The organism is Archangium lipolyticum (genome assembly GCF_024623785.1).
Classification (GTDB): Bacteria; Myxococcota; Myxococcia; order Myxococcales; family Myxococcaceae; genus Archangium; species Archangium lipolyticum.
This window is the reverse complement of record NZ_JANKBZ010000004.1, coordinates 426915-440504: the sequence shown is the minus strand read 5'-3', so window position 1 is coordinate 440504 and position 13590 is coordinate 426915. Positions and strand designations below refer to the sequence as shown.

Below are 13590 nucleotides of genomic sequence, written 5' to 3'. Positions count from 1 at the left end.
ATAAACAAACCATGTTACCTGTCGAGTCATGGAGCCCTTCATCTGCCAGACGAATGCTTCCCCAGGCTCGTGGGGGCGTGGTCTGCGCTCTTCGGAACGCATGCCGGTGACGATCAAGAAGCCCGCGACGTACGAGGATCTCCGAGCCCTGCCGGAGACGGTGGTGGGGGAGATTGTGTCTGGCGAGCTCATCGCCTCGCCGCGGCCCGCGAGCCGCCAGACGCTCGTGACCTCCGCGCTGGGAGGGGAGCTGATCGGGCCCTTCCAGCGAGGCCGGGGCGGTCCGGGGGGTTGGTGGGTCCTCGACGAGCCGGAGCTTCATCTCGGAGACGACGTTCTCGTTCCGGATCTGGCCGGATGGAAGCGCACGCGGATGCCAGTGCCTCCGGATGAACCCTTCTTCACCCTTCCGCCGGATTGGGTCTGCGAGGTTCTCTCCCCGTCGACCGCGAGCTTCGATCGGGAGAAGAAGCTGCCTGTGTACCTGCGCGAGCAGGTGGGCTGTGTCTGGCTCATCGAGCCGCTCACGCGGACGCTCGAGATCTTCCGGCGCGAGAAGGACCGCTGGGTGCTCGCCAACAACTACGTTGGCGTGCAACGAGTCCGCGCGGAGCCCTTCGAGGCCGTGGAGCTGGAGCTCGAAGCGCTCTGGTTGCCCGCCTGAGCCTAGAAGGCGAGGCCCAGCTCCAGCAGCCCCAGGTGGACCATGGGACCCACGGTGGCGAAATCCGTCCCGAGGCCCACTCCCGGCTCCAACAGGGACACACAGCTCCCCCGGTCCGAGCAGAAGCGGAAGGGCGCGAACACCACCGCCAGCGCTCCGGCGGGCCCGCGCGGAGGGGAGGGAGAGCCCTCGGTGCGGATCGTCAGACCATCGCCTCGCAGCATGGACACGGTGGCGAGCATCGAGGGGGACCACGTTCCGCCACGCTGCACCCCCGCGCCGATGCGCACCTCGCGCACGTTGCCGAGCAGCCCCATGTAGCCCACGTCCACCTGGAGGATGACACGGTCCTTCAGCACGCCGCGCAGGCCCACGCCGCCACCGACGCCACCCATGGCCCGGGTGGGGGTGACGAGGAGCGAGCCGCCGCCGCGCAGGTAGACCGAGACCCTGTCTGGCGGTGGAGGGGGCGGAGGGGGAGTCGTGACGGGGAGGACCACGGGAGCGACCAGCGCGGCGGTCACGGCCTGCGCCGCGGAAGCCGTGGTGGGGGGAGACGCGGCGGGCGTCTTCTTCGCCGCGAGGGCGGGAAGGGGAAGGAGGCATGGGACGCCGAGCAACAACCCCAGGAGACACGCCTTCATCGGACACCTCCCGCCCAGTAGGCGAGCGAGACCGCGGACAGCCGGACCACGTCGGAGAAGAACGCGGGGTCGAGCGTCTCCGGCGTGTCCGTGCGCTGGTGGGAGTGGGGGCTGCGCAGGTCGGCCGAGTCGTTGAGCAGGAGCGCGGGCGTACCAGCGAGCCAGAACGGGGCATGGTCGCTGCGCAGGAGGTCTCCCGTCAGGGGCCCGTTGCCGTTGCCGGGCGCGCCGAGGGTCATCATCCGGGTGAGGTCCATGCGCTGGTGGAGCTCCCACAGCTCGTCCAGCTGCTGGGAGGCGGGCGCGTTGGCGAGGGCGAGGATGAAGTCCGCCGTCGCCGGGAACGAGAGGGGAGGCACGGAGCGCTGCGAGCCGGGCGAGGTGCTGCGGTAGCCGATGCTGTCGAGGATGAGGGCGACGACGATGTGCTCGTCCTGCGCCTGGTCGGCCACGTACCGGGTGCTGCCGACGGAGCCGAGCTCCTCCAGGTCGAAGCCGACGAAGCGCACGGTGCGGTCGAAGGAGCGGGTGGAGAAGACGCGCGCCAGCTCCAGCACCGCGGCCACGCCGGTGGCGTTGTCGTCGGCGCCCGCATGGAGGGCGTCATAGTGCGCGCCCACCAGCACCACCTCATGGGGGCTGCGGGTGCCGCGCTTCTCCGCCACCACGTTGACGACCTCGAGGTCTCCGTCGCGCGAGACGTGCTCGGTGAGGGTGAGGCCCAGCTCCGCCAGCTGGTTGCGCAGGTACGCGCGCGCCTTCTCCCGGGTGAGGTGACACAGGGGATTGCTGGGAGAGGGCGGGGTGACGCCGAAGCGCGCGCAGTCCATCGGGGTGTCGGCGCGGTGGGACGCCACCACCGCGTTCACCGTGGCCATGAGGCGCGCGGTGTCCACGGAGGTGGCGAGCTCGGGCAGCCCGTCCAGCCGAGCCTCGTCCAGGGCGGGCGGGGGAGTGGAGTCACAGCTCGAGGACAGCGCCGCGGCCAGCAGCGCTGGGAGGAGGGCCGGGACGCGCATCACAGGACACCTCCCAGGTACAGCAGGCCCACCTGGAGGCGGAGGGCCGAGCCGGGGTCCTTCAGCGGCGTGGCGGTTTGAAGCTCGGCGGCGCTGAGGGTGAGGGGCCCCAGCGCGAAGCGCAGCGGCGCGAGGGTGATGCCGGCGTAGAAGGGCCCCATGCGGTCCTGCAGCGCGCCGGAGAGGCCGCGAGGATACGAGGGGCTCTCGATGGAGCGCCGCAGCCGGGTGAAGCCACTCACCCCCACCTCGGGGCCGAGCGCCGGAGCCCAGGGCCCCACCTTGGCGACCAGTTGCACGCGCCCGTAGGCCTCCAGCGGCACCGTGCTGCTGTCCGGCACGCCCACGCGTACGCCGATGCCGAGCCGCACGGCCTCCGGCAGCTGACCCAGTCGCAGCTTGCGGTGGTAGGCGATGTCCGCCGTGTGGTGCCTCGCGGTGGAGCCTCGGGACGCGAGGTACTGGAGCGAGGTGATTCCCACGGTGAGCTCGTGTCGCTTGGGCGTGGGTGGAGGCTTCACGGGTGGCGCGGGAGGCGCGGCGTGGGCTCCTCCCGCCAGCAGCGCGAGGAGCACGGCGGGCACGCGGCCCACCCTTTTCGGGACGTCCGTCTCGGCGTGTCTCATGGAATACGTGGCCTCCCCCCGAGGGGCGGAGCGGCGCTCACTGTGCGCCAGCCTCGCCCCCACGTTTCCACGGTACTCCCGTTGTCCGGTTCGCTGGTCCTGCCCCAAAGACGGAGAGGGTTGTCCAGAAGCCGAAGCGCGGTGCGTCACGGCACTCGCGACTCTAGCGGCGGTTCTTGCGACGCAGACCCATCAGCGCGAGGAAGGCCAGCCACGAGGACGCGGGGGCGGCGCCGCAGCCACCACCGGCGAAGCTACGGGTGTCCTCCACCGTCCACGAGTACCTGGCTGGCGAGGCATCCACGTTGCCCGCGCGGTCCACGGCGCGCACGCTCAGGGAGTGCTCCCCGAGCCGGACATCGTAGGTGTCCTGGCAGGGGGCGTAGTCGCCCCCATCGAGGCTGCACTCGTATCGCACGCCCGTCTCGGTGGAGTCGTAACCGAACACCGCGGTGTCGTCCTCGGTGCTGGCGGGCGGGTTCCGGGTGATGAGCGTGTCGGGCTGCTGCGTGTCGACCGTGAAGGAGACCGGGGTGGAGGCCCGGCTCGTGCTTCCACTGCCAGAGGGGTCCTGGGCCGTGGCCATCACGGTGTGCGGGCCATCGACGAGCGGCTGGGATGGAGTGCAGCTCCAGTTGCCGGCGGCATCGGAGGTGGCGGTGCAGACCACCGTGTCGCTCTCGCGCACCGTCACCGTGTGACCCGCGTCCGCCGTGCCACTGAGGGGGGGCGTCGAGGTGGCGAGGTGGGAATCCGGCGAGGGGCCGGTGATGACGGGCGTGGCCACGTTGATGGCGCAGGTGGCGCTGCAGTCGTCATCGTTGGACAGGTTGCCGTCGTCGCACTGCTCGGAGCCCGCCACGACGCCGTCACCGCACCAGGCGCGGCAGACGCTGGGCGCGCCGCCGCAGGTGTAGCCGCTCTCGACGAGGCAGGTGCCGCCGCAGCCGTCACCGCGGGTGGTGTTGCCGTCGTCGCACACCTCGCCGGCCTCCAGGGTGCCGTTGCCACACGTCTTGAAGCACACCGTCCCGGGAGCGGGGCACCGCCAGCCGGTCTCCACCTGGCACGAGCGGTCGCAGCCGTCGCCTGTGGAGCCATTGCCGTCGTCGCACGTCTCGCCGCCCGCCATGATGCCGTCGCCGCATAGGGTGGTGCAGGTGCTCGGAGCCCCGCTGCAGGAGTAGCCGGTGTCGACGCGGCAGCCCGGCGAGCAGCCGTCGCCAGCCTTCGTATTGCCATCGTCACACGTCTCGTTCGCCTCTAGCTTGCCGTTGCCGCAGGTGTTGGCGCACACGGACTTCCCGGTCGCGGGAGTGCTGCAGGCGTAACCCGGCTCGACACGGCACTCGGTGCCGCAGCCATCCTGTGACGTCAGGTTGCCGTCATCGCACTGCTCGCCGGGGTTCACCGTGCCGTTGCCGCAGGTCTTCGCGCAGGGCCAGCCGGCCGTGGGGCACGCATGGCCCGGCTCCAGGGCGCAGGTGTTGGAGCAGCCATCACCCTGGGTGGCGTTGCCGTCGTCGCACGACTCGCCCGCGTCCATTCGGCTGTTGCCACACAGCCTGGCGCAGACGGACGGGACGCCCGTGCACTCGTGGCCGCTCTCGATGAAGCACGCCGCGGAGCAGCCGTCGCCCGCGGTGATGTTGCCGTCATCGCACTGCTCGCTCGGGTCGAGGGCGCCGTTGCCACAGCTGGTGACGCAGGGCTGGCCGGCCGTGGGGCACGCGTGGCCCGCCTCGACCTGGCAGCTCGCGTTGCAGCCGTCGCCCGCGGTGGTGTTGGCGTCGTCGCACTGCTCGCCGGGGTTGAGAGCGCCGTTGCCGCACGTGGCGCCATCCGCATCCACGAAGAGGTAGGTGGCGCCGGTGCTGGAATGGCCATCGTCGTGCGAGACGTCCGCCCCGCAGCCGGTGAGGGTGAAGAGGAGGGCCAGCGAGAGTGCCGCCACGGGGACTCCCGTGCGCGATGGGGTGGAGCGTGTATCCATGGAGGTCGGTCTCACTTCGCGAGGGTGTCGGTCTTGAACTCCACGCGGCGGTTCTTCGCGCGGCCTTCGCTGGTGTCGTTGTCCGCGATGGGCCGCGTCTGGCCGAAGCCCCTGGGCTCCAGGCGCTCACGCTCGACACCCTTGCCGATGATGTACTCCACCACCGCCTCGGCACGGCGCTGCGACAGGTCCAGGTTGTACCCGGCATCGCCCTCGTTGCTGGTGTGGCCCTCGACGCGCAGCTTCATGTCCGGGTGCGTCTTCAGGATGGACGCCACCGTGTCCAACAGCTCGTGGCTGCGGGGGCTGAGGATGTCCTTGTTCTGCTCGAAGAAGACGGGCTCGAGCGTGCGCAGCTGTCCCTCATCGATTCGCGCGAGCTGCTTCTCCTCGCAGCCCCCGTTCTTCTCGGTGCCCTTCTCGTCCGGGCAGTTGTCGAGCCGGTCGACGAGGCCGTCCCCGTCGCGGTCCCTGTCGGGGCAGCCGCGGTTCTCCTGGATGCCCGCCTCGTTCACGCAGGCATCGGAGCCGTCCGCGATGCCGTCTCCGTCGGTGTCCGGATCGGGCTGGACCTCCACGCGCGGGTTCGCAGGAGTGATTCTCTCCGGCGAGAACGTCACGCCGGCCAGCACGCGGAAGAGGGGCGTGCCGGGCGTCTTGCCGAAGCCGGGGCCGCCCATGGCGTACACCTCCACGGGCCCCACGGGGGCCCGGAGGCCGAGCAGCACCTCCAGGGACGAGGGGGCGCGCGCCAGGGGGAGCGAGCCGCGCACCAGCAACTCCTGCTTCAGGCCGAACAGGGCGGCCGAGAGGTTGAGGCCGCCGTTCACCTCGACGCCCAGCTCGTCCCGGGGTGCCTTCACCTGGGGAGAGAGCACGTACGTCCGGGTGCGGACGAGCGCGCCGACGTCGGCGCCCACGCGCCATGCGTCCCCGAGGCGCTTGCCGAGGCCCACGCGCGGCGAGAAGACGAAGCCCTGGTCGAGCGTGAGGGCCTCCGCGCTCCCCACGGGCAGCGCGGCACCGAGGTGCAGGCCGAGGTCGAGGGGGCGTCCGTCGCGCTCGGAGAAGAGGTTGGCGCGCGCCTGGAGCCACGGGGTGCCGAGCGCGAACGACTGGGGCGTGGCCAGGCCCACCGTGGAGACGTTCGGGGCCCACTGGCCGACGATGGGGAACTGGGCACCCAGCTCGAGCCAGTCGGTGACGGACCAGGCGCCGCTCAGGTGCGCCGTCACGCGATTGGAGATGATGGTGGCGCTCTCCCTGCCGCGCTCGAAGAGCACCAGGGGCTTGTTCTCCCAGTGGCCGGTGAGGGAGAGGCGGTACTGGCCCCGCCGCAACAGGTCGCCGGTCGACAGCACGAGGCTGTCCCGTGCGCCGGGGTTGAGTTGGAGTCGCTCCAGTTCGAAGCCAGGGATGCGTTGCGACTGGGCGGACGCGGTGAAGGCCCAGAGCGCCAATGCACCACCGAGCCACCATTGAATCTCTCGCGAATGCAAAGCGGTCCCCTCCACTGCGGTTGGCCCGGCATCTTAAAGGAGCGCGGCGGCTGGGGAAGTGCGCATCGTGCGCTTGGAGGCGGTACCTCCGCCCACGCAAGCAGAGGTGGAGCGACTGTTCTTACCGCATGAAGACGTCGTCCAGCACTAGCGAGTGGAAGTGAGGCGACTGTCAGGGTTGGACGGATTGCGGCAGACGGCCCCGGTCCTTGGAGACAGGCATGTAGCACTTGCACGACCTCGTGCACCGCCAGCGTGCCCCTAGCCGAGAGGGTGAGCACTGGCAGCCGCTTGGCCGAGGCCAGTCGTGGCCTCACCGTGGCAGCACCTCCCTGGAGCGTCAGCACGTGGGTGGCAGCATTGCTGCCTCGCGAATCTGGTCCTCCAGGTTCATCGTCCCATAGCGGGCGAAGTATTCCGGAGAGCTGGAGATGAGACCCGCCACCGCCGAGGGCAGGTGGGTCAGGCCCGCCAGGGTGCGAACTGGCTCGGTGAGGAGGGCCGCCAGTCCTCGCGCCATCTCCTCCAGTGCGGCCTCCGTTCCCAGCAGGGCCGCGGTGGCGGGGTCTCTCCCCAGAGCGCGTTCGCCCACCGGTGGGGACTCCTGCTTGCGCAGGGTCTCATCCACGGGGAAGTAGACGCCTCCCCCATCGAAGTAGAAGGCGCCCACGCGCATGCGCTGCACGTACAACTCCCCCTGCTCGAGGGTGGTCTGCCCCAGCCAGGAGATGGGCGTGCCGGTGAGCGCCACGGCGCAGTAGCCATCCGGCCGGGCCACCACCAAATGGCGGAAGCGCGCGGTGCGGGCGAGCAACTCGGAGTAGGGCAGGGATTGGCTGGTGGCGGAGGCTTCGCGTAGCAGGCGCGCCAGGGTGGTGCGGGGCGCGAAGGTCCTCAGGTTGGCGGGGCCTTCCACGAGCCCCCGCCAGAGGTCCTGGGCCTTCTTCGGAGTGAGGGACTGGCCCAGAGGCAGGTGGGCGGACTGCGGCAGTCCGCTGTGCCGCAGGAGCACCTGGAAGTCATCCGCCTCGGCGGCGAGGGCACCGGAGACGAGCAGCAGCACGGCTGTCAGGAGCGCAGCGGATGTCATCAGTCTCACGGTTACATGCTGACAAGCGCCGCGCGAAACATCCATACGAGATGCCCTGGCGCCAGCAGGAGTGAGCGCGCCAGAGGCCTGGGGGTGTACGAATGTCTCCGCGCTGCGGTCCGAGCTGGCCGATGAGCTACGCGTCGCGGTGGACGGTGTCGGGTGGGAAGGCGGGGAGGCAGAACCCGCGAGGTCGCGGGATTGACCCGGGGAGGGGGGCTGGACGTACCTTCGGGGGATGTCCGACCGCATCCAGACCTATGCCGAATTCTGGCCGTTCTACCTGCGCGAGCACTCGCGGCCGTCCACGCGGTGGCTCCACTTCGTGGGCACCTGCCTGGGCGTGGGGCTCGCGGTGGCCGCCGTGGTGACCGGGCGAGGGCTGCTGGTCCCGGGGGCGTTGGTCTCCGCCTACGGCTTCGCGTGGCTCAGCCACTTCGCCATCGAGCACAACAGGCCGGCCACCTTCAAGTACCCGCTCTGGTCGCTCGTCTCCGACTTCCGCATGGCGGGGCTGATGGCCACCGGCCAGCTCGGCCCGCACCTGGCGCGCGCCATGGCGGGGGCCCATGTGCCCGCGAGGCTCCCCCTGGTGGGGACAGAGCCCAGGTGAGCCCGTCTACGAGCTGGGGCTGGCCGGGGGGGTGCTCTCCGGAGACGGATCGAACGGTCGCGGCGCTGAAGCTCACCGAGTCCGAGCGGCAGGACGTCTACGGCGGCAACATGACCCGGCTGCTGAGCCGCGAGCGGGTGAAACGCGGCGGCCGCGGCGTGCGCGTGCCATTGTCGAAGGGAAGACACGGTGGTGGAAGCCCGTGAAACATCGGATGCACGGCTGGGGAGCAGTACTTTTGGGCGTTCTGGTGGGCTGCACGACTCCCGAGGTGGAGACGACTCGCTCGCTGAGGCCCGCGCCGGATGAGGTGTTGCTGACGCGGCGGGAGGGCTGGCCCGGGGCGGTCCAGGTCCGACCGGCCGGAGATGCCTTCCGTGGAGAAGTCCTGCAACTGGAGGCGGACCCGAAGGGCCGCATCTGGCTGCTCCGAAGTGAGAGGGCGAAAGACTCCTCCGACCTGGACGCCGTCACGACACTCGAGGTGTACGAGGCGGACGGCCGGAGAGCGTTCGCCCTGGAACGGGAGGAGGGGGTGCTCCCCTGGAGATTCGTGCTGCACCCCAGCGGCGAGGTGACCCTCTTCGAGCTCGTGAAGGCCACCGGGACGCGCACCACCTATCGTCTCCGGCTGCGCCGTCTCTCCCCCGAAGGGGCCGTCACGAAGGAGCGCCTCTTCGAGGATGCGGGCCGCGCGGAAGAGCGGCTCTACTACGACCTCGACCAGCAGCAGGTCCTCTCCATCTCGACCGACACGGACCCGCGGGATGTGTGGCCCTCTCCCAAGCACGTACGCCTGCGCGCGGTCGTTCTCGGTGAAGAGGTCGTCTTCATGGCGATGACCCATGGGGTGAAGCTGTACCGGCTGGATGCCGCGCTCCAGACGCGCTGGAGCTCCCAGGTCATGCCCGCCAACTATTGGAACGCGCTCCTTTACTCGGACCAGGAGCAGCTCGCACGGGATGAGGAGGGGAACCTCCTCGTGGCTTGGAGCATGCTCTCGAGCCAGGCGGAGGCCTACCGTCTCCACTTCGGGCGCGCGCTGCCCTGGAGGGGTGGCCGCCGGGACATCGTCGTCCAGCGCTTCGGGCAGGACGGCCAGTTCCAGCTCGCGCAGACCTTCGGGCGGGAGGGGAACGAGGTGGAGCTCGCGGGCCTCGCCGTCCACCGGGGGGAGGTGGTCCTGGGCGCGATGGAGAACCTCCTGAAGTCCGACCGCCCCAATGACACCCTGGAGTGGGACCTCGTGCTGATGCGCGGACGCCTGGAGGACGGTGCGCTCTCGCTCCACCGGACGCTCGACATCTCGCGGGAGGATTGGCTCCATGACTTCCGCGTCGATGCACGTGGCCATTGCTACTTCGCGGGCACCACGGACTTCGTCCAGGTGGACACGAACAGCTGGGTCGAGCCTGGCAAGGGCTTGCTTCTGAAGACAGATGAGAACGGGGAGCAGCTCGGCCGCCTGGAGCTGACGGGGACCCGGCACGTCCAAGTCACTCACCTGGCGTTCCGCCCCGACGGGACGCTCCAGTTCGGGGGCACGACGGATGGCCCCCTCACCCACACGCCGCTCGACGAGTGGTTCAACGAGACGGTGCTGGGCTTCGCCTCGTTCTGACGACTGGCGACACGCGCCTGGAGACTAGGGATCCCCGAAGTGGCCGCGATACTCCGTCGAGTTGAGGAACCCGTTGATCACCCCACCGTAGTTGTTGGTGGTCTGCAGGTAGGTGAGCCAGAAATTGAACCCCGTGGACTCGGGCTGGCGCTTCAAGAAGCCGGTATAGCAGCGCCAGACATAGACCTCCTGGAACTGCGGATGGCCAGGGATCAGGCCCTGGGCGTTGTAGTGTTCGGGCGAATCGAAGACGCTCTGCGCCATGTAGAGCTGTCTCGCTCTCTGGCAACTGGTGTCGCTGCCGCACGCCTCCAGGTAATCGAACCCGCCATACAGTTCATCGCGCGTTGGCGCCCGGTTGAGCAGATCCCAATAGATGGTCTGCACGTAGAAGAAGTTGTCGTCGAGGGCGTTCCAGGCAAGAGCCAGGCCGGGCGTGAGGGATGCGGCGGCGATGAGGACTTGAAGCAAGCGGACACAAGAGCGGTGCATGGGTGGGTCTCCGTTGAGGTACTCGTCAACAGGAGCCTGCGAAGTGGAAAATCATGCAGGAAATCCGCTACCCGCCATTGAGGGGGTCGAGGAAGAGCTGCTTGAGAAAGGCCTGGTTGGCCTCGGCCCTGCTCTTCGGGGCGTCGGGGATGGACGGCTCGAGGTTGCTCATCCCGGGCCGAGAAGCAGGGCGGAGATGCTCGCGAGGAGGGGCGTCAGCACGGCGATGGCCTGCTGAAGGTCCTGGAGCGCCGATCCTTGCAGGCCCAGATAGGCACGGACGGCCTGCTGCTCCTCGGACCACTCCTTCCAGGTCGCGCGTGAGCCGAGCGAGCTCCGAACGAGCTGGTTCGCGAGCACCTCTCCCACGTCTGTCAGGGTCTTGTGGGCTGGGAGATAGCAGCAGGCCAGTCCGCCGGTGAAGTAGATGCCGTAGGCCATCAAGAACGACGCCGGGAGCAACTCCGGTTGAGCGGGAAGTGCCTGGTTGAGCAGAGCGCGGAACGTCCCCGCATGCAGGAGCGCCATGCTGATGACGGCGGCGATGAAGCCAAGAGACCGCCTCAACTGAGAGCGGAGTCGCAGATACCGCAGCACCTCTTCCTCGGTGCACTGGACGGGCTCCTCACCCCGTGGCCGGTACTTCGATAGACACCCGATGAGCTGGACGTGAACGCCAAAGAGCTCCACGCAGCGCAGCAACAGGATGGCCGTCCCAAGAGTGCTCATGAGGAAGTTCTTCATGGCGGTGTCTGGCATCTGGGTGATGGCATCCAGATTCGCGGGAAGGACGGACAGGGTTCTTTGAAAGAAGATGGGGGGAATTGCTCCCCCGATGACGACGAAGGCGGTACAGAACGCCACCGCCAGCCTCTCCTTGGATGTGCCTGGCCAGACCGAATGGTCGCCACCCTTGAAGTCTCTGAGGGAAGCGGTGAGGGAGAGCACCAGGAGCACGGGCCAGGACACGAAAAGTGTGTGCCAGAGCCAGACCCCGCGTGTGCGCCAGAAGGTATCACCCAGACGTCCTGGGTATTCCAGCAGGAGCAGGGAGGCCATGAAGGTCGTGACGCAGAGTATGATCAGGAACAGTGGTGACCGGAAGACGAGCGAGAAGAACGTAGGTTCTTCCCGCCAGGCTGTCTGGGGACCACTTTCTCGCCCAGGATGGACCGGAGTCATGTGGCATGAACCAGGGGTTTGTGATGGCGGTCATCAGGAGCCGCCCCTTCCGAGCGTATAGAAGGGGAATGGGGCCTTGTTGAGGGCCGGTGCAGGGGGCAGTGCACCTACCAGGGGATTGTCGAGCGGCAGCTCAAGCGGGCGGGACTCCGGCTAGCGTGCCTGCTCAACGAGGCGCTCTGAGCCTGGCGCAACTTCCTATGATCCCTCGGGCTCCACCTCGTACCCCTTGGCCATGGAGAGCGGGTAGAGGGCTCGGTGGCCGATATTGGGGTAGTACGCCGCGAGGTAGTCCTCACCGCCGATGGACACCCAGGCCCATCTGGCGGGCTCGGGCCGCGCTTTCAGCCAGGCTTCCGCATCCTCGAGGTTGGAGAAGGAGGCGACGGGGTTGGGCGGCTGCTCTTGCGCGAGCTCCGCGAGGTAGTACTCGAGATCCCGGTTATGATGCAGGCGACGGGTTCCCCTTTCGCGATCATGCAACACGTCGTGGTAGCGGTTCGCGATCAGCACGTTGGCGAAGTCGAGGGGATTGGGGTGATTCCCGAGCCAGGTTTCCGCCTCCTCCCTCGTCCCGAAAGAGGCAATGATATAAGGAGGTGCTCCGGCCTCCACGTGCTCGAGATACTCACCGAAGGCCCTGTGCTGCTCGGTCGAGGAGATGAAATAAAGCGCGTCGAGGATGACCTGGATCAACTCTCCTTCCCGGTCAGAATCGGCTTCGGCCCGGAGCTTCGTGAAGAACTCTTCCGTTCTCCGCAGGCGCTCCTCCAGGCTCGCGCGCTCACCTTGAAGCTGCTCGACGTTATCAAGGGCTCGTTGAGGAACAGGGGACGATTCCGCTGCAAGTCGAGTGCTGGAGTCGAGGCTCTTGCGGAAGTCTTCGAAGCGGTACCGTTGGCCGGTATCGTAAACGAAGAAGAGGGCGTCTCGCGCCAACCCCAGAACCCGTGCTTGTTCTGGCGACTGGTCCTCGCTCCATCGCTTCCCAATCACCTCTTGCAGGTCTGAAAGGAAGATGTGACTCGTCATGGATTCGCCACCGCGCTCTGGAGCTGACGTTGCCCTTCGCCGGGTTCGTATTTCAAATACCACGGTGAGAGGCACTCCCCACCACGGGCATCGGTGACGGCTTCGAATACAACCAGCCGCTCTGACGGCCTCTGACCACGGACGCTTCGTACGGAAGTCGGGAGCGCACCTGTGTGGTAGGACGCCTCTGAGCGCACCGAACACCTCCTTGAGCCGGGGCTCGCTGGCATGCGAACAAGCGCGTCGGGCCTCCGGCTGGCACGGAGGCAGCGAGGAGCACGCATGGACGAGGATCAGAAGCCCGAGGAGCGCCGGGAGGAACAGGTAGGGCCCTACCAGCTCGAGGAGCAGGTGCCGCAGTCGGATATCAGCCAGGGAGAGCTCTACCGGGCCACGCACGAGACGAGCGGGGCCACGGCCCTGGTGCTCAAGCCCACCACAGAGGCGAGCGCGGCACCGCCGAAAGACTGGCGGGTGCGTCTCATCTCCTCGGCCTCACGCGACTACATCGCCCTGGAGGTGGAGGAGTCTCCCTGGTCCGTGGCCCCTGACAAGCACTCGGTGGAAGCGCTGATGGCCCTGTTCGAGGGAGTGCGCGAGGGCGTGCGGCGCATGGCTCGTGCCTTCCCCGACACCCGCGAGCCTCGCCGCTGGTGGCGCCTGGGCCTGGCGTTCGCGAGTGCCGCCGCGGCGTGCGCCCTGCTCTTCGCGCCGGTGCGTCTGGCCCCCGAGTTCCCTCCGCCGAGCGGCTCCGAGCCCCTGGCGAGCACCCCGCCCGATTCCACGAGCCATGAGGGGCCCATGGCAGGCTGGAACCCGGACCCTTTCGCCAGCGGCTTGCTCACGGACACCACGGATGGCGGAGAAGCCGTGCTCGCCCGCCCGTTACCGAGCAAACCCTTCAAGGGGCAGAAGCTCCCTCCCTGCAAGCGCTACAGCGAGGTCGAGCTCATCGGCGCCTGCTGGATGCCTCACAAGCTCAAGGCTCCGTGCCCGGAGGAGCTCTACGAGTACCAGGGCGAGTGCTACGTGCCCGCCTTCAGCGCCAAACAACCGTTGCCCCAATCGCTGGAGCAGTGAGTCCAACACGCGCATGCATCCTCACGAGCGGCCCC

At 68.4% G+C, this 13590-nt stretch carries 14 protein-coding genes; 5 read left to right on the top strand and 9 right to left on the bottom strand.

The features are described 5' to 3' along the window. The first annotated feature begins 100 nt into the window (after positions 1–100). Positions 101–664, top strand: a complete 564-nt coding sequence (locus NR810_RS12110) for a Uma2 family endonuclease (protein ID WP_257451616.1) — start codon at positions 101–103, stop codon at positions 662–664. Between the two features lie 2 nt (positions 665–666). Here the strand turns inward: NR810_RS12110 and NR810_RS12105 are convergent, their stop codons facing one another. From NR810_RS12105 to NR810_RS12080, 6 genes are all read right to left on the bottom strand, one after another. Then, positions 667–1308 carry a hypothetical protein gene (locus NR810_RS12105; protein ID WP_257451615.1) on the bottom strand — a complete coding sequence of 214 codons (642 nt, stop codon included), beginning with the start codon at positions 1306–1308 and terminating at the stop codon, positions 667–669. Further along, the gene (locus NR810_RS12100; protein ID WP_257451614.1) at positions 1305–2327 is read right to left on the bottom strand and encodes a M28 family peptidase; all 1023 of its coding nucleotides are present in this window, start codon (positions 2325–2327) and stop codon (positions 1305–1307) included. Before NR810_RS12100 ends, NR810_RS12105 begins: the two co-directional genes overlap by 4 nt. Beyond that, positions 2327–2953 (bottom strand): hypothetical protein, encoded by a 627-nt coding sequence (locus NR810_RS12095; protein ID WP_257451612.1) that lies wholly within the window; start codon positions 2951–2953, stop codon positions 2327–2329. Before NR810_RS12095 ends, NR810_RS12100 begins: the two co-directional genes overlap by 1 nt. A 163-nt stretch (positions 2954–3116) precedes the next feature. Next, positions 3117–4946 (bottom strand): DUF4215 domain-containing protein, encoded by a 1830-nt coding sequence (locus tag NR810_RS12090; RefSeq protein WP_257451609.1) that lies wholly within the window; start codon positions 4944–4946, stop codon positions 3117–3119. Between the two features lie 11 nt (positions 4947–4957). Further along, positions 4958–6445 carry an OmpA family protein gene (locus NR810_RS12085; protein ID WP_257451606.1) on the bottom strand — a complete coding sequence of 496 codons (1488 nt, stop codon included), beginning with the start codon at positions 6443–6445 and terminating at the stop codon, positions 4958–4960. Between the two features lie 340 nt (positions 6446–6785). Next, a complete protein-coding gene (locus NR810_RS12080) occupies positions 6786–7535 on the bottom strand; it encodes a hypothetical protein (RefSeq protein ID WP_257451604.1) in 750 nt (249 codons plus the stop codon). 238 nt (positions 7536–7773) lie between these two features. Between NR810_RS12080 and NR810_RS12075 the strand changes: the two genes are divergently transcribed. Genes NR810_RS12075 through NR810_RS12065 form a run of 3 tightly spaced genes read left to right on the top strand, consistent with a single transcriptional unit; the run spans position 7774 to position 9769 of the window. Next, the gene (locus NR810_RS12075) at positions 7774–8148 is read left to right on the top strand and encodes a DUF962 domain-containing protein (protein ID WP_257451602.1); all 375 of its coding nucleotides are present in this window, start codon (positions 7774–7776) and stop codon (positions 8146–8148) included. Further along, positions 8145–8354: a hypothetical protein gene (locus tag NR810_RS12070; RefSeq protein ID WP_257451600.1), complete on the top strand. Its 210-nt coding sequence runs from the start codon at positions 8145–8147 to the stop codon at positions 8352–8354. The genes NR810_RS12075 and NR810_RS12070 overlap by 4 nt, the downstream gene beginning before the upstream one ends. A 32-nt stretch (positions 8355–8386) precedes the next feature. Continuing rightward, the gene (locus tag NR810_RS12065; protein WP_257451598.1) at positions 8387–9769 is read left to right on the top strand and encodes a hypothetical protein; all 1383 of its coding nucleotides are present in this window, start codon (positions 8387–8389) and stop codon (positions 9767–9769) included. Between the two features lie 24 nt (positions 9770–9793). Here NR810_RS12065 and NR810_RS12060 read toward each other — a convergent pair whose 3' ends face one another. The 3 genes from NR810_RS12060 to NR810_RS12050 form a co-directional block, all read right to left on the bottom strand. Beyond that, complete coding sequence (locus NR810_RS12060; RefSeq protein ID WP_257451595.1) at positions 9794–10261, bottom strand: DUF4214 domain-containing protein; 468 nt, start codon at positions 10259–10261, stop codon at positions 9794–9796. A gap of 168 nt (positions 10262–10429) precedes the next feature. Then, positions 10430–11125: a hypothetical protein gene (locus tag NR810_RS12055; RefSeq protein ID WP_257451593.1), complete on the bottom strand. Its 696-nt coding sequence runs from the start codon at positions 11123–11125 to the stop codon at positions 10430–10432. Positions 11126–11641: 516 nt separating this feature from the next. After that, the gene (locus NR810_RS12050; RefSeq protein ID WP_257451591.1) at positions 11642–12475 is read right to left on the bottom strand and encodes a DUF3598 family protein; all 834 of its coding nucleotides are present in this window, start codon (positions 12473–12475) and stop codon (positions 11642–11644) included. Positions 12476–12757: 282 nt separating this feature from the next. Here NR810_RS12050 and NR810_RS12045 point away from each other — a divergent pair, with 282 nt between their 5' ends. Further along, entirely contained in the window at positions 12758–13555 is a 798-nt protein-coding gene (locus NR810_RS12045) for a hypothetical protein (protein ID WP_257451589.1), read from the top strand. Positions 13556–13590: the final 35 nt, after the last annotated feature.

Coding starts and splice junctions, on each gene's coding strand:
- NR810_RS12090 (WP_257451609.1), bottom strand. CDS start 4,946: ATGGATACACGCTCCACCCCATCGCGCACGGGAGTCCCCGTGGCGGCA.
- NR810_RS12045 (WP_257451589.1), top strand. CDS start 12,758: ATGGACGAGGATCAGAAGCCCGAGGAGCGCCGGGAGGAACAGGTAGGG.
- NR810_RS12050 (WP_257451591.1), bottom strand. CDS start 12,475: ATGACGAGTCACATCTTCCTTTCAGACCTGCAAGAGGTGATTGGGAAG.
- NR810_RS12095 (WP_257451612.1), bottom strand. CDS start 2,953: ATGAGACACGCCGAGACGGACGTCCCGAAAAGGGTGGGCCGCGTGCCC.
- NR810_RS12080 (WP_257451604.1), bottom strand. CDS start 7,535: ATGACATCCGCTGCGCTCCTGACAGCCGTGCTGCTGCTCGTCTCCGGT.
- NR810_RS12100 (WP_257451614.1), bottom strand. CDS start 2,327: ATGCGCGTCCCGGCCCTCCTCCCAGCGCTGCTGGCCGCGGCGCTGTCC.
- NR810_RS12075 (WP_257451602.1), top strand. CDS start 7,774: ATGTCCGACCGCATCCAGACCTATGCCGAATTCTGGCCGTTCTACCTG.
- NR810_RS12060 (WP_257451595.1), bottom strand. CDS start 10,261: ATGCACCGCTCTTGTGTCCGCTTGCTTCAAGTCCTCATCGCCGCCGCA.
- NR810_RS12110 (WP_257451616.1), top strand. CDS start 101: ATGCCGGTGACGATCAAGAAGCCCGCGACGTACGAGGATCTCCGAGCC.
- NR810_RS12105 (WP_257451615.1), bottom strand. CDS start 1,308: ATGAAGGCGTGTCTCCTGGGGTTGTTGCTCGGCGTCCCATGCCTCCTT.